Source organism: Morganella sp. Je.2.23, from assembly GCF_051129855.1.
Classification (GTDB): Bacteria; Pseudomonadota; Gammaproteobacteria; order Enterobacterales; family Enterobacteriaceae; genus Morganella; species Morganella sibonii.
In genome coordinates, this window is sequence record NZ_JBCPSQ010000004.1 from 283,385 (window position 1) to 302,731 (window position 19,347).

A 19,347-nucleotide genomic window follows, 5' to 3' on the forward strand; every position below is an offset into this window, starting at 1 on the left:
CAAATCAGTAACCCACTATTTTACCCATCAATATAAAGGAGTTTCACGATGACATTATCAGCCCTTCCGCTGCAGGAGCCCGCAGCCATCAAAAGCAATCTGGTTCATCCCCGTGGCAGAGACACATTCTGGCGGTTTTATTTCGGCAGCGTGCCGGGCTGGCAGCGCCTGGAAGGCGATATTTTTACCCGGATGAGCGAACTGTGTGATGTTTATTATGGTGCTTTCTGGGAATTCAGTATGCTCACCAATGGTGGTGTATTTATCTGGCCAGACATGATTGAAACATCACTTCCGATGGTTAACCCGCATAACGGTAATAATGCGGAACTGAGTCCGGAAGCCGCAGGCATTGCCGTGTGTTTAATGACGTTCAGTATCTGGTCATTCCGGACTGAAAGCGAAGTATTAGTTGAGTATTTTTATCAGTTACGGGACTACGCCCTGCAGCATGACGAGTGTGCCGCTATTTTTCATCTGATTGATTAACCGGGAGCTACGCCATGAACAATACAGCAGTACCCGCGTCACCGGCGGCCGTCTGGCAGACACTGCTGACTTACCTGCTGCAACAGCACTACGGCCTCACTCTGAACGACACGGAATTTAGTGATGAGCGCGTGATTGAGGCCTGCCTTTGTCGCGGGGTGTCATTGTGTGAGGCACTGAATGCCTTTGCGGAGAAATACGCCCTGGTCCGCACTGACCGGCGCAACAACGGTATCACTGCGACCGATATTCTGCGGGCACGGAAAGCAACTGGTCTGACAGTACACCGCAGAACTCACACCACCAGCCGATACACCTCTGTATAAAAAGCCCGCCTCCGTACCCCATTTTATCGCGTCCTTTACACCTTCGGCTCCGGCTTTTACCTGTCCACCCTTTTATCCGTTTAATTTTACAGGAGTATTACTATGACCCGTTTAGCTTCCCGCTTCGGCAGGGCGAATATCATTCGTCGTGACCGCCCGTTAACCACCGAAGAATTATACTGCACTGTACCCAGTGTCTTTTCAGCAGAAAAACATGAATCCCGCAGTGACCGTTATACCTATATTCCCACCATTACCCTGCTTGAGAGCCTGCAGAAAGAAGGCTTTTATCCGTTCTTTGCCTGTCAGACCCGTGTCCGCGATGACAGCCGCCGGGAGCACACCAAACATATGCTGCGTCTTCGCCGCCATAACCAGATTACCGGTGTCCAGGTACCGGAAATTATCCTGTTAAACAGCCACGACGGCACCAGCAGTTATCAGATGCTGCCGGGGTTATTCCGTGCGGTTTGTCATAACGGGCTGGTCTGCGGTGATACCTTTGGTGAGGTCAGAGTGCCTCATAAAGGTAATGTCGTCAATAAAGTGATTGAAGGGGCTTATGAAGTGCTGGAAACGTTTGATGCGGTGGCTGAAAAACGCGAACAGATGCAGTCGCTGTTGTTACCACCACCGGCACAGCAGGCGCTGGCGCATGCCGCTATCACGTACCGGTTCGGTGATGACTACCAGCCGGTCACGGAAGAACAGGTGCTGCAACCCCGCCGGTGGGAAGATAAGAAGGATGACCTGTGGACGGTGTACCAACGTTTACAGGAAAACTTAATTAAAGGCGGACTGTCCGGACGTACAGCCAAAGGGAAACGGTCACACACCCGGGCAGTGACCGGTATTGATGGTGATATCCGTCTGAATAAAGCGCTGTGGGTGATGACAGAGAAAATGTATGAACACTTCACTGATCGTCAGCAAATCTGAGTTGATACTCGGGTATGAGATTTAATATAAAGATTACAGTATAATTAATGGCTGTTGGTATTTATCACAGCCATATTTTTTTGATCATTTTTTATCAAAAATCAATCTGGGGGCATTAGTGGGGGCACCACTATTTATATCAAATAATAAATTCATTAAATATCAAAACATTAACCACCAAATGAGACTCCTGTGATCTGGTATATTGCCGGCTGGGCTTAAACCTGAAACGGCGGGTAAAGAAAAAACTACCTGAGCGAATAAGCGAATAAAAGTACCGTTAATTGCCGCAACCCGAATTAATGAAGGCTGGGCAATGGATTTTATGAGAGATAGTCTGTACTGCGGTAAATGTTTAAAAACATTGAATATTATTAATGAAAGTACCCGCGAGTGCCTGGCAATTGAGGTCGATACTTCATTACCGGCAGAGCGGATTATTCGTATTTTATCCCGGTTAAAAGAAGAACGCGGGTTACCGGAATATATCCGGGTGGACAACGGGCCTGAATTTATATCGGATAAACTGGTTCAGTTTTGTACAGAAAATGAGGTCACTCTGAATTATATTCAGCCGGGAAAACCACAACAAAACGGTTTTATTGAGCGTTTTAACGGCTCATTCCGCCGTGAATTTTTAAATGCGTATTTGTTTGAGTCACTGAGTCAGGTGAAAGAAATGGCCTGGTTCCGGATGCAGGATTACAACCGGAACCGGACACATGAAAGCCTGAGTAATCTTCCGCCTGAGCTTTACCGGAAGCAACCGGAAAACTCTAATCAGAACTGTTTCAGATAAGGGGAAATGGACACCTCAAGGGCTATCCGTTGTTCTGCGGTCAGTTCTATTTTTATGAGATGGAGCTTGATCCTCAAACGTCATAAAATCAAGTATCTTAATTAATCACGGATATATACCCTTATTCATTCAAACCGCAGGTTCGTTGGCTGCGCTCAACCTGCAGCTTGAATTACGTTGGGTATATATACCGGATTAAAATATCAATTAAGTAAGGTAACTATTGTATTTTGAATAAATAACTTTTTTAAGATTTTTAGTATTGGAAGACATATTGAGAATAACGCAACATGCAGAAATTGAAAGGGAAATTCGAAGTTTTATCGGTGCCGGTTAAATAACCGGCACCGGGGGAAATTAACGCCAGCGTTCTGTCGCCCAGGCGGCCTGCTGTTGTGCGTCGTGGAAAGTCCAGGCCACGAAGCGACTGATTTTTTGCCCCTGAGCCATTTCAATGGTACGGACTTCGGCCGCACCCACCAGCTTCAACGCGTGATAAATCGAAGGCAAGGTAGTGTTTTTAGAAATCAACGAGGTGAACCACAGGCAGTTTTGCGCCAGGCTAACGCTCTCCTCTACCATTTTACGCACAAAGGCTTCTTCACCGCCTTCACACCATAGCTCTTTATTTTTGCCGCCAAAGTTATGTACCGGCGTGTCGGCTACCTCGCCTTTACCCAGTTTGTGCAGTTTGCGGCGGGTGCTGGCTTGCGCTTCCTGTTCAGAGCTGTGGAACGGTGGATTACACAGTGTGGCATCAAATTTCTCCGCCACGCCGATGATGCCGTTCAAAATAAATTCGGGTTGTTTTTGTAAACGCAGGCGCACACCGTTTCTCAGTGCCGGATTCATCTCCACGATCATTTTGGCCGTATTGAGCGATACCGGATCAATCTCCGAACCGGTAAAACGCCAGCCGTATTCGCGCAGGCCAATAATCGGATAAATACAGTTGGCGCCAACACCCACATCAAGGATCGCCACGCCTTTACCGCGAGGGAACTCACCGCCGTTGCTGGTCGCCAGCAGGTCGGCCAGATGGTGTAAATAGTCGGCACGCCCCGGGATCGGCGGGCACAGATAATCGGCGGGAATGTCCCAGTATTCGATGCCATAAAAATGTTGCAGCAACGCACGGTTGAGCATTTTAACCGCCGCAGGATCGGCAAAATCTACCGAAATGTCGCCCCAGGCGTTCGGCTTGACGAACGGCTCCAGTGCAGAGCAACTGGCGATCAGCGCCGGGAAATCATAGCGTGAGCGATGACGGTTACGCGGGTGCAAGCCGCTTTTCTGCTGCAGGAAGGTTTTCTTTTTTTCCACCGTGAAGGGCTCTCTTAAAGGTATTTCTGGCGCGTACGATACCATATACCGGTACTGAAGAAAGGGAAGAGATCACTATGCACAAAGCCCGATTGACTGAACATCCGATTATCGCCATTCTGAAGTCCGCCGAAGCCGGACGGACAGTCAAAGATGTCTGCCGTGAGACCGGTATATCCGAAGCCAGCTACTACAACCGGGAAGCCGGTTTCCCTTTTCGGCTGTATCCCATTATATTTTATGATTATTTCCGAAAGCGGCTGACCAGCATTAACCCCAGGAAATAGCTGCCGCCAAGGACAGACACCAATGTTCCGGCTGCTATCTGTGACGGCCAGATAAGCGTTTGTCCCAGCCAGTCCGCCCATATCATCAGCACCGCGCCTGCCAGACCGGCAAAAATCAGCTGTGATTTCACTTTCTGAGCACCGCACAACGCCGCCATATGTGGCGCAATCAGACCGGTAAAGGCCAGTGGTCCGACCGTTGCTGTCACCAGAGCGCACAACAGGGCGACAAGTGTCAGCATCAGCAGAGCGGTACGCCCGGTATGCAATCCGCGGGCCTGAGCAAATGTTCTGCCGATGGATATCAGCGTCAGACGGCGGCTGAGCGCCAGTATGATAACAGTCAGTCCGGCAATCACGGATGCAAAAAGTACACTTTGCTCTCCGCTGACACGATAGGTGGAACCGGACAGCCACAGCAGTATCCGGTAATTACTCAATGCCCCCTGCGCCAGAAAGAATTGCACAAAGGCTTCCAGTCCCGCCGTCAGCGCAATCCCGGTAAGGATTAATGTTGCCGGTGCAAACTGATGCCGGCGTCCGAGTAAAAGCAGAAGCCCCAGTACCAGAGCACTGCCGGTCAGTGCTGCTCCCCAGAGGGAAGTCTGAATCATATTTCCCGTTAGTACGCTTATCAGGATAAGTGCAACCGTCGCACCGGATGACACACCAAGAATATCCGGGCTTGCCAGCGGATTATAAATTAACCGCTGTAACAGGGTTCCGGCCAGCGCCAGTGCAATACCTGCCGTGGCAGCAGACAATAACCGCGGCCATCTCAGAGACCAGCGGAAAGGCTCCGGAGCCCCCCACAGGAAGCCGGTTTCTGATTGCTGAAAAAAGATCGTGGTCATCAGCCCGGCAAACAACAGAAGTACAACAACACTCATTGCGTACGGCAGAAAACGGGGAGAAATAACCGGTTTCAGAATAATGGTCATCTGATCCTGTGCGGTGAAACGGCGGCGGCTGAATACAATAAGTGCAGGTGCACCAATGGCGGCAGTCATCACACCGGTCGGGATCACCGTCTGCATCAGTTGCCCGAGAGCCAGAGCCAGGGTGTCAGCAAACAACAGTAAAAACGCCCCGGCAATCACAGAGAAAATCAGCTCCTGTAACGCAGTGCGTGCGCCGGCAATCCGGACAAGATTCGGTGCCAGCAATCCGATAAAGCCAATCATACCGGCAGTACTGATCACGACTGAAACCAGCCATGCTGAAAGTACCATAAACAGCAAAAATACCGGCAAAACAGATAATCCGCGTGCTTGTGCGCCCTGGTGTCCCAGCCGTAATACCGTCAGTATCCGCGGGGCGAACAGCAGAATAAACAAAACAGGCAGCAGGCGCGGCATAACATCTGTGACATTCTGCCAGCCATCCTGAGTCAGATCGCCGGCTCCCCACATAAAAATATTTTGTGCAAACTGCGAATTCAGTGTAATCACTGCGGTTGCAATGGCACCGAGCAGAATATTGACCACCATACCGGAAACAATCAGTGGTAATCCTGTAATATTACGGCTTCCTGTAATCAGGATAACAAATGCAAACGCCAGCAACGCGCCTGCGGTTGCAACAGGAACGGCATAATCAGCAGACAATTCACTGAAACTGACAGATAAAATAACCAGTGCAAGCCAGGCACCGGATGATGTTCCGAGTGTCATCGGGGACGTGAGGTTATTTTGTGTCAGCTGTTGCATCAGGCTGCCGGTCAGCCCCAGCGTCGCACCAGCCAGCAATGCCATGCAAAGTCTCGGCAATTGTCCGTAAAGATAAAATACAGCCGGAAACGTTTGTGCCGCTTCCGGCGTAAAAATCAGGCTGAGTTGCTGTTGCGGAGATAAGCCGGGCTCAAGCTGTAAGTTAATCACTATCAGCAGAATAAACAGCAGCGGAAAGAGTATAAGGTAACGGATTTTCATGAGGCGGGCGCAATCTCCAGCAAACTATCCGTAATGGCATCCGCCATCCGCTGCAATGAACTGACGCCACCGTAATTCCAGACCGGCGCAACGCCATTAATTTTGCCCTGCTTCACAAATGGCATCGCCTGCCACAAACGGGTGTCTGCCAGTTTTTTTTCTTCAGGAAAAGGGCGAAACCAGAGAACATAGCCATCACCGGCGTCCTGTAATACATTGATCCGCTGCTGGGCGATTCCCCAGGGCTGCGCGTCCAGTGGGATTGCCGGTGTCAGGCCAAGGTTACGCAGTACATAGTTAACAGCAGAATTATCAGCCGGCAGAAAGACGGTGGTCAGCGTGGAAAAACGAATAACAGTAACCCGGGTACCCGGCGGATAGACAGCAGCTAATTTATTGCTCAGCTCCGTAAACCGCTGCGTTAAAGCAGCCAGTTGTTCATCCGCCTGCTGTTCTCTGCCAAACAGTATCCCCAGCGTTTTAAGGTGACGGATAGCCACCGGAGCGGCATCATCTGCCGATGAAAAATTGGTCAGATAAACGACAGGAGCTATCTGCTCTAACAGCGGAATCAGATCTGCCTGTGATGCACCCGCCAGGATGACATCCGGCTTCAGTCCGGCAATTTTTTCGAGATTCGGTTCTGCCCGGGTTCCGGTTTCAGCCACGCTTTCTGTCAGTACAGGCAGTCCGACCCACTGCCGGTAACCGCTGGTTTCTGTTGCCCCGGCAGGGGTTATCCCTAATGACAGCGTTTGTTCAAGCAGATCCCAGTCCAGCACCACGACCCGCTGCGGTATGGTTTCAAACGTGTGCCCGCCACGGTCATCATTTATTGTGACAGCCGCCTGCCCTGCTCCCGCAAACATCAAAAGAAATATGGCGGATAACCGAATTAAACGTAATAACATCAGTTGCATACGACTGCCACTTTTCGTTGTTCCGTATCCGGATGCGGTATTAACCTGATAGCCGTTTCATATAATCCGGAAAGACGGGTTTCATCCTCCAGCAATGCAGCACCGCCTTCAAACGCTACTTTGCCTTTTTTCAGGGCGATAATATGGGTTGCATACTGCAATGCAAGATTAAGATCATGAAGGATAACGATGATACCGGTACGCTGTGTACGGTTTAAATCCTGCAGCAGCCTCATCAGTTGGTACTGATGATGAATATCCAGCGCGGATGTCGGCTCATCGAGGATCAGTACCGGTGATTGCTGTGCCAGTAACATGGCAACCCATGCGCGCTGGCGTTCACCGCCGGATAAATTATCGGCGGGTATTTGTGCAAATTCCGTGACACCGGCACTCTCCATGGCTTGTGAGATAATAATGTTATCTTCCGGACGCCGGCGGCCAAATGTGCCGCGCCAGGGAAAACGTCCCAGACTGACCAGTTCACGGACGGTCAGCCCGGCAGAAACCGGCAGTTTTTGCGGCAAAAATGCCACTTGTTGTGCCAGCTCCCGTCTGGTGTAACCGGTGAGGTTTTTATTATTCAGCAAAATTTCCCCCTGATCCGGCCGGGTCTGACCGGCCAGCAGATCAACCAGGGTGGATTTTCCTGACCCGTTATGACCTAGCACAACAGTCAGTTCCGTTGCCGGGATCGTCAGGGACGGGACGGATAAAATTACCCTCCCGTCACGTACAACACGGATATCATTCAGTTCAAACATAACTACCAGCTGTATTTGGTCTGAACGACAACAGAACGGGATTGGCCGTAATAGCAGTAATAATCACATGCCGAAATATATTCTTTATTCAGCAGATTATTCACATTGACCTGAAGCTGCCACTGTTTGTTCAGCTTATAAATTACCGCAGCATCCCATAATGCAGCAGCGGACACAGTACGATCACTGCTCGCCGGATTGTCTTTTGATTTACCGAGATAGCGGACACCGGAGCTGAGTGTCAGTTCTCCGCTCCCGGTTACCGGCAGTGTGTAATTGACCCAGGCGGATGCCATGTGCTCAGGGATAAGCGCAGTCTGTTTACGTCCCTGACCACCGGTATTATCTGTTTTGGCATTTGTGTAGGTATAGGATACCTGAACATTGACATTATCAGTCAACTGCACAAATCCTTCAGCTTCTGCCCCCGTTGATGTGACTTTTCCTGTCTGTGTGGCAACAGAAGTATCCGGATTGGTAACCAGTGCATTTTTCTGTTCAATACTGAACCAGGCAATATTCAGATAACCATCGAGGAATGAAGGCGTATATTTGACTCCGGCCTCAATTTGTTCATCTTTCAGCGGTTTATACAAATCGCCGGTCGCAGGATCGATGGTGCTCATCACTTCAAATGACTGTGAATAGCTGGTATATGGTGATAACCCGTTATCCGCCAGATACATCAGCCCGGCATTGACACTCACCTCACCATCATTCCGGGATTTATCATTATGGGCAGTCTGATTTTTATTCTCAGTTTTTACCTGATCATAGCGCACCCCGGCAACGCCGATCCATTTACCGTCCAGCTTGATTTGGTACCGGGAATAGAGGCTTGCCTGCGTTTTATTGATTGTCCGGTTAATATTATCGGCCGGGTCCAGTGGTACGTATTGTCCGTAGACCGGATTCCACGGATTGATCGGACTGAATGCATAACTGTCCTGTTCATCACCTTTTGTCCGGTGATACTGAATTTCAGCCCCTGCCAGCAGGGTGTGCTCCAGACGTTCTGAATCCCATTGTCCCGTCAGGTTGTTATCGAATGTTATACTCTGGCTGTTACCGTCACGGAATACAACACCGCGGGCGAGAGAGGTTGCAGATGTATCTGCGTTCGGAAATGCATACACACTGCGCAGCGTCAGTGAGTTATAACCATAATTCAGGCGCTGGGAGAAACGCCAGGTTGTGTCAATATCGTGTTCCAGCAGATATCCGGCGGAAAACTGTGAGCGCTTGTATTTGTCATAATCCGGCTCACCAAGATTCGCTGACGGTTTAATTTTTCCGTAAGGTGAATCGATCAGTGTACCGGCTGCAGGGAAAAACGGGTTGGTTGGTGTACCGTCATCATGCAGATACGTTGCCATCAGTGTCAGCATGGTATCGTCAGAAAGCGCCATCGCAAGCGAAGGCGCCAGATAAATTCGTTTATTATCCGTTTTATCCAGTTCACCGTCCGCCTGTTTCATCAAACCGACTACCCGGTAACGGATATCACCATCATCGCTGGCATGACCGGCAACATCAAAACCAAACCCGCGCTGATCATTATTTCCTGCTTCAAGGAAAAATTCCCCTTTCGGGGTAAACAGCGGTTTTTTAGTCACCACGTTTACAGCACCACCCGGGGTAGATTCGCCAAACAGAACCGCAGACGCCCCTTTAACAACTTCAATTTGTTCGAAACCATAGGGTTCAAGCAGCCAGGTATAATACCCGTCGCGGAATAAACGACTGTTATCCAGATAGGTCGCGGCATCAAAACCACGGACTTTAAACCAGTCAGTATCATTATCCGCACCGTAAGGCTGAGCTGTTACCCCTGAGGTGTAGCGCAGTGCTTCATCCAGTTTTTGCGGTGCGCGGGTTTCCAGCTCTTTTTGCGTAATAACAGAAACGGATTGCGGTGTTTCCTGTAATGCGGTGTCAACTTTCAGCACCCCCGCACTGACAACAACAGTGTCAGAAGTATTACTGTTTGCTGTTTGTGAGTACGCAGGTACAGCACAAAGGGCAACGAAAACATGAAGTGTGATAGCTGAAGGTTTGAAATAAAGAAAATTAGCCATAGCGCCCCGGAAAGACGAATAATAACGAGAATGAGTATTATTAACTATGATTATGCTGTATGGAACTAAAATTTAACCGATACTGAAGAAAGGGAAGAGGTCACCCGAACACATCCGTGCTATCCGTGCCGGTGAGCGGCGGGTGTATTTACGGGTGAAAGATATTTTCGCCATGGCTGCGAACCGGGAATTAAGAACCTTCCGGTATCAGCGTATCATGACAGGTTTGAGCCGGATTGATTTTCCGGCTAGAAATCAGTCTTAGAAAAACCGGTCATACCGTCCAGTTCCATTTCGCGGCCTAATGCCGTCATCGGATGGACAATGATCAGGCCCCGCACAGTTTTCTTCAGCTTGCCGATATCAGCCTGCTCTTTCTTCGTGATAAGACGTTTGAACGGCATACCCGCCAGCTTCTGCGCTTCTTTGCTGAGTTTTGTGCTGTGCAGTACCTTCAGACGGGCAATGTCAGTTTCCAGCTCAGCTTTTTCGTTCTCAAGTTCTTCGTACTTTTCCGTTTCGTTCTTCTGCAGCATATTTTCCATCCGGTGACAGATAAGGTCTAAACGGTCGCTGAGAAGCTTAATTTTTACTTTTTCGTTTTCTTTCATTTTAATTAACCGTGAATAAAATTCCTGCCGGGAAGTATACACCATTCTCTGTGAGGGTACGAAAAAGGAAGCGGGTTGTCAGTTGTTTTAATATGGCTATCCCTGACTATAATTTATCCGTTTTATTAACGGATAAGACCACCATTGATGATCTTATCCGTTTTATATTTTACTCGCTTTGGTCTTTTTTATTATCATGAACCAAATGATATGCAGATCGTGCCCGGGGATGAATAAAGAAATGACCGGCCGGAGCGTTATGCGTTTTAATGTGTATCATTGATATTCCGGTTTTTTTACCCTGCTTATTATGAAATGCATAGATTATAAATGGTATCAGAAAAATGATTACAAAGCTGATACCCAGCAGCATCACATAAGATTCATTGCTTGCGCCGCCCGGTAATGAACTTGGCGGAAAGAAAGAAACAACAAAGGCAAGGACCGACAGAATAAAACCGGCAGATGCCACAACAAGTTTAAAACCTTTACCGCCCGGTATATTAAACACCCGTTTTTTCTCAGGCTGTTTGCAGATTAAATACATATACCCGAGAAACAACATAAAATAACTGCACAGGTAAATAACAACGGTCAGCGCTAATGCGATCAGGAAAGAGGTATTACCGCCTCCGCCACTATTGGTAAGTACAATGATGGCAATAGTTGTGATCAATAATTGTGAAATGACTAATGTAACCGGAACGCCATTTTTATTCACCTTAGCAAAGCTTTTCGGTAAAATACCATTTTGGGCAGCAACATACATTCCGCGGGATGGCCCCACAATCCATGATGCTATTTCAGCAAGGACACCTAATAATAAGAGCGCCGCAATAATACGGACTGTCCACTCAAGTGCAGGACTAAAACTTGATACCAGAACATTGAATGTCTGTACCACCCCTGCGGATAGATTAATTTCACTGACCGGAATGGAAACCGCGACAGATAATCCACCAATTGAACTTAAACAAATAGCCGCTATCATCAGTAAAAACATCGCAGCCGGGTAATCTCTTCCCGGGTTTTCCATTTCATTAACGTGTGTTGCTGAAGCTTCAACACCCATATAACTCAATATAAAAGCAACAAAAACGACCAATGTGCCTATTTTTGTGAAGTCAGGGAAAAAAGTCGATGCGCTGATTTCAGTCGCTAAAGGTGCACCACTGACGAGATAATGTATAGCGAGGAATACCAAAATAAGTGCCGGTAATAAAATACCGGCAAAAAAACCGATTTTAGCGATAGTTGCTGTATATTTTGTACCGCCAAACTGAGAAAATGCCAATATCCATAATATAACTAATGCACCGATAGTTTTTACTATCGGGTCGTTATTCAGCTCCGGCCAGTTAAGGATATAAGATAACGCCCCTAATACAAAATAGAGCATAGGTATAAAGCCAATTGCAATTTGCAGATAACCAAATGAAATAGCGGCAAATCCCCAGCGCTCGCCCAGTGTGTTAGAAACCCATGCAAATATTCCCCCCTCTTCCCAGCCTTCTACCGTCGCCATTTCCGCCGCACAAAGAGCAACAGGAATAAACCACAATAACCCGCCTAATAAAAGGAAAAAAACCAAACTAAAACCGGATGTTGCAAATGTCGGGTATTCATATACCGCCATGACCATAGAGGCAGTAATCGCAAAAAAACCCAATAAAGTCAGTTTCCCGGCACCAGACGCTGTCGCTGTCATACTATCCACCTGATATAGTTAATAACATCAATTCTTTTATCTGCGTTTCACCGGCGGACCAAAGACCATGATATTCTCTGGTCTGATAAAAAAATGAGTCGTGAGCATAATCACTATTGATTAACTTAATAACTATTATCCCCTAATCCAAATTTGTCAAATCATCTGACTTTAGTTTCATAATGATAATATTGTTTTGAATTCATCAAAATAAATCACTAACCCACCAATTACCAAAGCACAACCACATAAATCACTTTATTTTTAGTATTTATTAATGAGTGCTTATTGACAGATAACACTACGCTACACCAAAACAGCCGGGAATTTGCCATATTAACGCAAATAGTGGTTTATATATTATGGAAATACATCGTGTATGTTTTTATGAAAAAAATTCATTCATAACTATAAAAAAGTTACTTATGGAACATAAAAAATGGAGTATATGGCCAGATAATTGCTGGTGACATACAGTAATTGACATAAATAATGGCCGTCAGCCGGTATCCCTCAGGTGTACTGACGGTCTGGTACATCATATACCGGTAACGGATGAGAACAGCAGTACTGACAGCGGCCTCTGAACACGCATGGCTGTCCATCGCCGGAATCATTCCGGTTGGTGTCCGGCGGTTGCTGATGACCACCACTGCATACTTTTTTCATTCTGCAGAGATCACGTAATATTATAAAAAATAAATACCTGATTCTTATCTGAATGGTTAATTTCCCGGCATCAATTAACATCAAACGATTACCTTTTAATATTTTCACATCTTTAGCCTGTCAAATAGTAATTTGAGGAAGAAAAAAAACGAATAAGCAGGTAGTTTTACAGAACAGATATTTTTTATTCTATTTAAACCGATGGGATACACTTATTTTAACGGAAAACTGACAGGGATATCTTATGAAAGTGTTATTTGGCTGTTTTCTCTTTATTTTTATGTCCGCATCCGGCTATGCCTGCTGGGCACCTAACTGTTACGGAGCTGTCGGTTTTGACCCGAAAACCGGCCAGACATCCGCGTTTACCGATTATCCGACAGCAGACAGGGCTGAACAGGCACTTAAAGAAGATTGCCCGTCCTGCGGGTATATGACATTCAATAACGCCTGCGGCACCATTGTGTATTCCCGCCGCTATGATTTTACCGGAAAATATTATGGTGGCAGTGATCGGGATCTACGCTCATATGCCCTTACACAATGTGAAGATAAAATAAACGATATTAATCTGAATAAAACCCGTAATGATAAACGCCGCTCCAAAGTACGCAGCCTTGCAGAAACAGACTGTAAAATTACGGTTTTAGCCTGTACGTATCGTGTCTATTAAATATTTTTACAAGCAAAGATAATGATTATCTTTATAGTGATAACCAGCTTCCGGGATGATAAATATGATCACAAAAATGAAATTGCTGTTATGCGTACTCCCTCTGATACTGACAGGATGTACGGGCTATGATTTATCCGGCCTTATCGGCGGAAAAAGCAAACCCAAGAGTGATGATTTAAATATAGACGCATACAGAATGTATGGTAAAACAATAACATGCTCTGAGATTGGTGACGGTGTATCCAAAGCATATCAGCTTAAAAAGAAAGGTAAAACTAAAGAGGATATTTACTGGGAAATAACACCTGAGGACAGTACCTATATCCGGCAGGATATTTACACTATTCTGATTGATGTCGGTATGGCTGCTGATGCTGAAAATTATAAACTATTCACGGAAGCCTGCCGGAAAAATCTTGAAACCTATCAGTCATTATATGACGATTCATCCAAAAGCTTATATGCCCGCGTTGATCTGATTTATACCTTTGTCTATAACGAAGAATTAAAAAATTACAGAAGTAGTTTTTCCGGCGGACTTCATGCTCCGATGTACCGTTACGGCAATTCAAAAAATAGTACGGAATATGAATTTGTCCGGAATAAAAGCCGGGGCGGACTGGATGAAACCAGTAATGAGATCAATAACCTAATCTATGAACAAATGATTGAAATCCTCTACAAACCCGCATATATGGGCGAATCAAGGCACCCCGGTAATATTATGCCATCACTGGACAATGTCAGAAGAGAAATGGCACCGGAACTGGTACTGAAACTGGTTAAATAGCGAAGAATATAAGACACCGGCTGAGTCCGGTGTCTTATGATTTCAGATAAAAATCCCGCCCGCAGACATTCCCGCTCCCTGATACATCAGCAACCCGGCAATAATAAAAATCCCCCCGGCGATCAGCCGGAGAATATTACCGTAATCGTGGTTTGATTTTCTTCCCGGGTGACGGGACAGGCGCAGTGCCAGGAAGCGCATGCTGTGCACGAACCAGGCTATCATACAAAGAGTGATGCCGGTTCCCAGCGCCATTGCAAATACAGCAATAATCCCCCAATGGAAAACACCGATAACGGATGAGAACAGCAGTACCAACAGCGCCCCTGAACACGGGCGGCTGCCCATGGCCAGAATCATACCGGCTTGTGTCCGCAGGTTACCGGTGACTTTATTTCCGGGCACAACATGCTGATGGCCGCAGCTGCATGTCTGAATTTGTCCGCTTTGCAGAAAAACCGGTTTTAAAACAGCGGAGGATTTATTATCCGACACACGGATGGTTTTTATTTGCGGTTTACTGACCGGTAGCCTGATAAATAAGCGGCGTAATGCACGAATAACAATGACACCACCGAAAAGAATAATAAATGCATAGCTGGCTTTTTCTGTTATCAGGCTGACATTATTCAGCTGGCGTACTGACAGGTTTAATATAAACAGCACAACAGACACCAAAACAACAGCAACGGTGCCCTGAAGCAGGGAAGCCAGAATACTTAATAATGCGCTGTGACGTAATTTTGCCGGGTGTGTGGCGATATAGGCAGAAAGAATAACTTTACCGTGGCCCGGCCCCAGTGCATGCAATAAGCCGTATAAGAAACTGAAAAGGGTCAGCAGCCCGCCCGCTTTCAGCGGATCAGATACCACTTTCTGAATCAGCGCCGCCATTTCAAAATTCAGTTCCTTCTGTAATCCCGCACTGGCATGCAGCAGTGACGGCCACTGGCTGTACAACAGCCAGCCCGCACACAGAACAATAATCAGCACGATGACCTGAAGAATAATCCGTGAATATAATGTCATCCGTTATCTCACTCCGCGCAATGTAAGGCAATCTGCTGTGCAAACTGACGCCCGAGCGTCAGGTCATCATCCGGGGTATCGCCGGTATCCAGTGACAGCGCGTAATCTTTCAGGCTATCCGAAGGATCAGCCTCGGTGAAAACCAGACGGCACTGTGACTCATCCGGCGGAGAGAGGTGAACCGCGCGTTTGCCGTTGTAAGTCATACTGACAAAAAAAGTCGGCTCATAGGTTTTCAGTTCAACCGTACTTCCGGCTAATGGTATCGGATGTAATAGTGAGACACGGAATGACATCACAATCTGCAATCCCTGCCGGGTCATCCGGTATGAGTCCGGAAAGAGCTTAAAAGGCTGTTTTTTATTCTGATAACTCAGCTCGGAAAAATAAGATTGTGCAATGATATTCGCCATGACGGAGGCGGCCTGCTTCTTCCATTGCGGGCTGTCTTCTTTGCTGTTCATCAAATCATACAGAATATCAGCGGAAGTCATCGGGTCCATTTTCCAGACATATTCAATCCCTGTCAGCGTATGGTTTTCCGTCACAAGGGTCGTTTCCATATCAATAAAACTGTGCGGGTGTGCAAACGCCTGCGGACTGAATGTCAGCAAAAACAGGAAAGAGAGCAGTAACGTATTCATGCTTTTGATTAAATTCACAACTTATCTCACCCGGCCACAAAGTGTTATAACATAACATAGCGATACGAATGAAAATACCGTTTTTTCCGGACGGAAAAACACCTGAGAACCAGGAAACCTGTCATAAAATGACGAAAGTGCGATCTCTGCCACAGATATCCGCCATTCATTCATCCGCTCAATAAAACACCATAAAGATATAGGTCATACCGCCGATAACTCAAATATACCCTTATTCGTTTCGGGAGTTCTGTATGTCCTGGTATCCGTCCCGTATTTCAACCCGCCTGACTATCGGGGGCATCCTGCTCCTGGCTGTAACCACTGCGATTATCATTGTTGTTATGCTGTGGCGGGGTCAGCCCCGTGTAGTGGAAATTAATACCGCATTAATAGAAGAAACCGGACGCGGCCTGACATCCCGGGTCAGCATCATTTTGTCCCAGACAGACGGAAAAACCGTCAGCCTTGCACGTCTGGCGGAAGTACTGCCCAATGATGAAGCTCTGTACCGCTATATCCCGCCTAATCTGATTGAAAGTAACAGTCTGATCACCGGCGGCGGTATTTGGCCGGAACCGGGTGCATTTACGCCGGGAGTCGAAAAACGCAGCTTTTTCTGGGCACGGAATACCGCCGGGGAACTGGTCTTTTCTGATGAATACAATGCGGAAGGTGCCGAAAATTATCACAATGAAAGCTGGTACCGGAATGCTCGGGAACAATCTACCGAAAGCTGTTTATGGTCGGATGTTTACAGAGATGCCATTTCCGGTGTGAATATGGTGACCTGCAGTGTGCCGTATAAAACAGACGGAAAATTCGCCGGTGTCGCGACAACAGATATCCGTCTGGATAATATCGCCGCCATTATGCAGCAGTACGGTGACAGCACCGGTGGCTATGCCTTTGTGACAGACCGGCAGGGGCAACTGATCTATTTCCCGGGTGATGACAGCAAGAAATTCAAAACCTTCGATGAACTGGCTGCACAATCCGCCTGGCTGGCACCGGTTGCTGCCGGACTGAAGGAAACGCATTCTGATCAATCCGCTATCAATAGTATCCGTCTTGATAATGACGGACAGCTGAATAAATCCTCACAAGTGATGCTGTTCCCGATGGCCGATACCGGATGGGTTATCGGCCTTGTCACACCGGAAGAGCGGATCACCGGACTGGCGAAAGTGATGATGCAGGATGTGCTGGAAGTACTGCTGCCGATCATGGCATTACTGCTGCTGGGCTCCTGGCTGGTGGTACGCCGTCTGATCACCCGCCTCGATGAAACCCGTAAAGCCCTCGATGATATCGCGCAGGGCGAAGGTGATCTGACACGGCGCATGGATGTCCGCGGTGCTGATGAAATATCCGCTATCTCACAGGCATTTAATCTGTTTGCCGATAAAATCTCATCCATGCTGCTTACTGTACGCAACAGCAGTTCTGTTGTGGCCGGGAATACCGTTAATCTGGCGGATAATAATAACGAGTTATCCGCACGGGTTACGCAGCAGGCCGCTGCACTGGAGCAAAGTGCTTCCGCCATGGAAGAACTGAATGCGACGGTCCGTCAGAACAGTGAGAATACCCATCAGGCTGATGAGCTGGCAGAAACCACGGCACAAACCGCGAGCCGCTGCGGAGATATGATGCGTGATGTGATTTCGACAATGAATAGTGTCAGCACATCATCCGGACGGATGGTTGAAATCGTGTCGGTGATTGACAGCATTGCATTCCAGACCAATATTCTGGCACTGAATGCGGCTGTAGAAGCCGCCCGCGCCGGTGACTCCGGACGGGGCTTTGCCGTTGTGGCAACGGAAGTCAGATCACTGGCTCAGCGCAGCGCGCAGGCAGCACAGGAAATTAAGACGCTGATTGATGAATCCGTACAGAATGTAAAAACAGGCAGTAATCAGGTACATGAAGCCGGTGAAACACTGGCTGATCTGGTGATGGATGTATTGCAGGTAAGGCAGCTGATGGGAGATATCCGTGTTGCCGGAGAGGAACAGAGCAAGGGGCTGGCCGAGGTGACAACCGCAGTATCAGAGATGGATACGACAGTGCAGCAAAATGCCTCTTTAATTGATGATGCCGCTTCACGGACACAAATCCTGAGAAGAGAGGCCGAACAGCTCGCACAAATGGTGTCGGCCTTTAAATTACCGGAACCACATTAATAACAGGAACGGATTTCCCGGCAGAAATCATCTGCCGGGAAAGGATGAAATATCAATCCAGATCTGACGCGTCGTGACGTTCGCGGATAAACCGGTCTGAAGGCTCCCCGCCGCTGCGGTTAACACGGCGTCCTCGCTGAACAGCCGGGCGTGCCGCAATCTGTTCCGCCCAGCGGATCACATGCGGATATTCGCTGACAGACAAGAATATCGCCGCATTATACAACGTACCTAATACTAACCCGCCGTACCATGGCCAGGCGGCCATATCCGCAATGGTGTAGTTATCACCGGCAATAAATTCATGCTGACTGAGCTGACGGTTCAGGACATCCAGCTGACGTTTAGTTTCCATCGCATAACGGTTAATCGGATATTCATACTTTTCCGGTGCATACGCGTAGAAATGACCAAATCCGCCGCCGACAAACGGCGCTGAGCCCACCTGCCAGAACAGCCATGACAGGGTTTCAGCCCGCTCAGGTTGTGTTGCCGGCAGGAACAGAGAGAATTTTTCTGCCAGATACGTCAGAATTGCGCCGGATTCAAAGATCCGTACCGGCACTGCACCACTTCTGTCAACCAATGCGGGAATTTTTGAGTTCGGATTAATATCAACAAATCCGGAACCAAACTGGTCGCCTTCGCCGATATCAATCAGCCATGCATCGTATTCCGCTTCCTGTATCCCCGCAGCCAGCAGCTCTTCAAGCATGATGGTGACTTTCTGGCCGTTAGGTGTTCCCAGCGAGTAAAGCTGCAGCGGGTGTTTACCGACAGGCAGGGATTTTTCATGTGTCGCCCCGGCAACAGGACGGTTGGTATTGGCGAACTTCCCGCCATTTTTCTGTTTCCATTCCCACACCTGAGGCGGGATATAAGTTGGATCAGCCATAACAATGCTCCTTTGTATTTTCTGCCGGATTGAAGTGATCAATTATCCAATCTACCTTCCGGTGCATAAAATACAAACTGAATTCTTTTGCTGATCGTTGTCAGGATTTCAGGGGGATAATTTCGGTGGCTTTCAGAGAGGTGTATTTTTTCTTTTCGCCCAAACGCAAAAAAGCCACCCAAAGGGTGGCTTCTTCACTTAATAATAACCTGGCGGTTCCCTACTCTCACATGGGGAGACCCCACACTACCATCGGCGCTACGGCGTTTCACTTCTGAGT

The 19,347-nt window shown here is 47.7% G+C and carries 17 protein-coding genes, 1 rRNA gene and 3 pseudogenes; 10 read left to right on the forward strand and 11 right to left on the reverse strand.

Annotated features, from left to right (window positions below; genetic code table 11):
- The first annotated feature begins 48 nt into the window (after positions 1-48).
- The 4 genes and pseudogenes from AAZR23_RS15235 to AAZR23_RS15250 form a co-directional block, all read left to right on the forward strand.
- Positions 49-489, forward strand: coding sequence for an antirestriction protein (locus AAZR23_RS15235; RefSeq protein ID WP_368889682.1), 441 nt, complete (start codon positions 49-51; stop codon positions 487-489).
- 14 nt (positions 490-503) lie between these two features.
- Positions 504-815 (forward strand): TA system toxin CbtA family protein, encoded by a 312-nt coding sequence (locus tag AAZR23_RS15240; protein ID WP_036408788.1) that lies wholly within the window; start codon positions 504-506, stop codon positions 813-815.
- Positions 816-917: 102 nt separating this feature from the next.
- Positions 918-1,754 (forward strand): DUF932 domain-containing protein, encoded by an 837-nt coding sequence (locus AAZR23_RS15245; protein WP_243828484.1) that lies wholly within the window; start codon positions 918-920, stop codon positions 1,752-1,754.
- A 200-nt stretch (positions 1,755-1,954) separates the two neighbouring features.
- Positions 1,955-2,553: pseudogene (locus AAZR23_RS15250) on the forward strand (integrase core domain-containing protein); the annotation flags it as partial.
- 357 nt (positions 2,554-2,910) lie between these two features.
- Here AAZR23_RS15250 and rlmF read toward each other — a convergent pair.
- Positions 2,911-3,876, reverse strand: a complete 966-nt coding sequence (gene rlmF / locus AAZR23_RS15255) for a 23S rRNA (adenine(1618)-N(6))-methyltransferase RlmF (RefSeq protein WP_434693535.1) — start codon at positions 3,874-3,876, stop codon at positions 2,911-2,913.
- A gap of 77 nt (positions 3,877-3,953) precedes the next feature.
- Between rlmF and AAZR23_RS15260 the strand changes: the two are divergent.
- Positions 3,954-4,073 (forward strand): annotated as a pseudogene (locus AAZR23_RS15260) (transposase); the annotation flags it as partial.
- A gap of 47 nt (positions 4,074-4,120) precedes the next feature.
- Here the strand turns inward: AAZR23_RS15260 and fhuB are convergent.
- From fhuB to AAZR23_RS15280, 4 genes are read right to left on the reverse strand one after another with little or no spacing between them, the layout of a single operon-like run.
- Positions 4,121-6,094 carry a Fe(3+)-hydroxamate ABC transporter permease FhuB gene (fhuB, locus tag AAZR23_RS15265; protein ID WP_434693537.1) on the reverse strand — a complete coding sequence of 658 codons (1,974 nt, stop codon included), beginning with the start codon at positions 6,092-6,094 and terminating at the stop codon, positions 4,121-4,123.
- Entirely contained in the window at positions 6,091-6,963 is an 873-nt protein-coding gene (locus AAZR23_RS15270; RefSeq protein ID WP_434693539.1) for an iron-siderophore ABC transporter substrate-binding protein, read from the reverse strand. Before AAZR23_RS15270 ends, fhuB begins: the two co-directional genes overlap by 4 nt.
- 41 nt (positions 6,964-7,004) lie before the next feature.
- On the reverse strand, positions 7,005-7,778 hold the full coding sequence (locus AAZR23_RS15275; protein WP_166706767.1) for an ABC transporter ATP-binding protein: 774 nt from the start codon (positions 7,776-7,778) through the stop codon (positions 7,005-7,007).
- Between the two features lie 2 nt (positions 7,779-7,780).
- Positions 7,781-9,856 (reverse strand): TonB-dependent siderophore receptor, encoded by a 2,076-nt coding sequence (locus tag AAZR23_RS15280; RefSeq protein ID WP_434693542.1) that lies wholly within the window; start codon positions 9,854-9,856, stop codon positions 7,781-7,783.
- Between the two features lie 106 nt (positions 9,857-9,962).
- Here AAZR23_RS15280 and AAZR23_RS15285 point away from each other — a divergent pair.
- A pseudogene (locus AAZR23_RS15285) lies at positions 9,963-10,046 on the forward strand (RhuM family protein); the annotation flags it as partial.
- 58 nt (positions 10,047-10,104) lie between these two features.
- On the opposite strand, the gene AAZR23_RS15290 reads toward AAZR23_RS15285, so the two are convergent.
- Positions 10,105-10,467, reverse strand: coding sequence for a YibL family ribosome-associated protein (locus AAZR23_RS15290; RefSeq protein WP_434693544.1), 363 nt, complete (start codon positions 10,465-10,467; stop codon positions 10,105-10,107).
- Between the two features lie 169 nt (positions 10,468-10,636).
- Positions 10,637-12,175: a glutamate:gamma-aminobutyrate antiporter gene (gadC, locus tag AAZR23_RS15295; RefSeq protein WP_166706764.1), complete on the reverse strand. Its 1,539-nt coding sequence runs from the start codon at positions 12,173-12,175 to the stop codon at positions 10,637-10,639.
- Between the two features lie 555 nt (positions 12,176-12,730).
- On the opposite strand from gadC, the gene AAZR23_RS15300 reads away from it, so the two are divergent.
- The 3 genes from AAZR23_RS15300 (at position 12,731) to AAZR23_RS15310 (ending at position 14,310) form a co-directional block, all read left to right on the forward strand.
- Positions 12,731-12,862: a hypothetical protein gene (locus tag AAZR23_RS15300; RefSeq protein WP_282102747.1), complete on the forward strand. Its 132-nt coding sequence runs from the start codon at positions 12,731-12,733 to the stop codon at positions 12,860-12,862.
- Between the two features lie 226 nt (positions 12,863-13,088).
- Positions 13,089-13,517: a DUF4189 domain-containing protein gene (locus AAZR23_RS15305; protein WP_317418944.1), complete on the forward strand. Its 429-nt coding sequence runs from the start codon at positions 13,089-13,091 to the stop codon at positions 13,515-13,517.
- Positions 13,518-13,581: 64 nt separating this feature from the next.
- Positions 13,582-14,310, forward strand: coding sequence for a hypothetical protein (locus AAZR23_RS15310; RefSeq protein WP_434693547.1), 729 nt, complete (start codon positions 13,582-13,584; stop codon positions 14,308-14,310).
- A gap of 42 nt (positions 14,311-14,352) precedes the next feature.
- Here the strand turns inward: AAZR23_RS15310 and AAZR23_RS15315 are convergent, their stop codons facing one another.
- Both AAZR23_RS15315 and AAZR23_RS15320 read right to left on the reverse strand, forming a co-directional pair.
- On the reverse strand, positions 14,353-15,339 hold the full coding sequence (locus AAZR23_RS15315; RefSeq protein WP_434693548.1) for a nickel/cobalt transporter: 987 nt from the start codon (positions 15,337-15,339) through the stop codon (positions 14,353-14,355).
- Positions 15,340-15,347: 8 nt separating this feature from the next.
- Positions 15,348-16,001 (reverse strand): DUF1007 family protein, encoded by a 654-nt coding sequence (locus tag AAZR23_RS15320; protein ID WP_371005310.1) that lies wholly within the window; start codon positions 15,999-16,001, stop codon positions 15,348-15,350.
- 236 nt (positions 16,002-16,237) lie between these two features.
- Here AAZR23_RS15320 and AAZR23_RS15325 point away from each other — a divergent pair, with 236 nt between their 5' ends.
- Positions 16,238-18,172 (forward strand): methyl-accepting chemotaxis protein, encoded by a 1,935-nt coding sequence (locus AAZR23_RS15325; protein WP_434693550.1) that lies wholly within the window; start codon positions 16,238-16,240, stop codon positions 18,170-18,172.
- A gap of 52 nt (positions 18,173-18,224) precedes the next feature.
- Here the strand turns inward: AAZR23_RS15325 and yghU are convergent, their stop codons facing one another.
- Both yghU and rrf read right to left on the reverse strand, forming a co-directional pair.
- Positions 18,225-19,067 carry a glutathione-dependent disulfide-bond oxidoreductase gene (gene yghU / locus AAZR23_RS15330; RefSeq protein WP_434693552.1) on the reverse strand — a complete coding sequence of 281 codons (843 nt, stop codon included), beginning with the start codon at positions 19,065-19,067 and terminating at the stop codon, positions 18,225-18,227.
- Positions 19,068-19,274: 207 nt separating this feature from the next.
- Positions 19,275-19,347: ribosomal RNA gene (gene rrf, locus AAZR23_RS15335) — 5S ribosomal RNA — on the reverse strand; the annotation flags it as partial.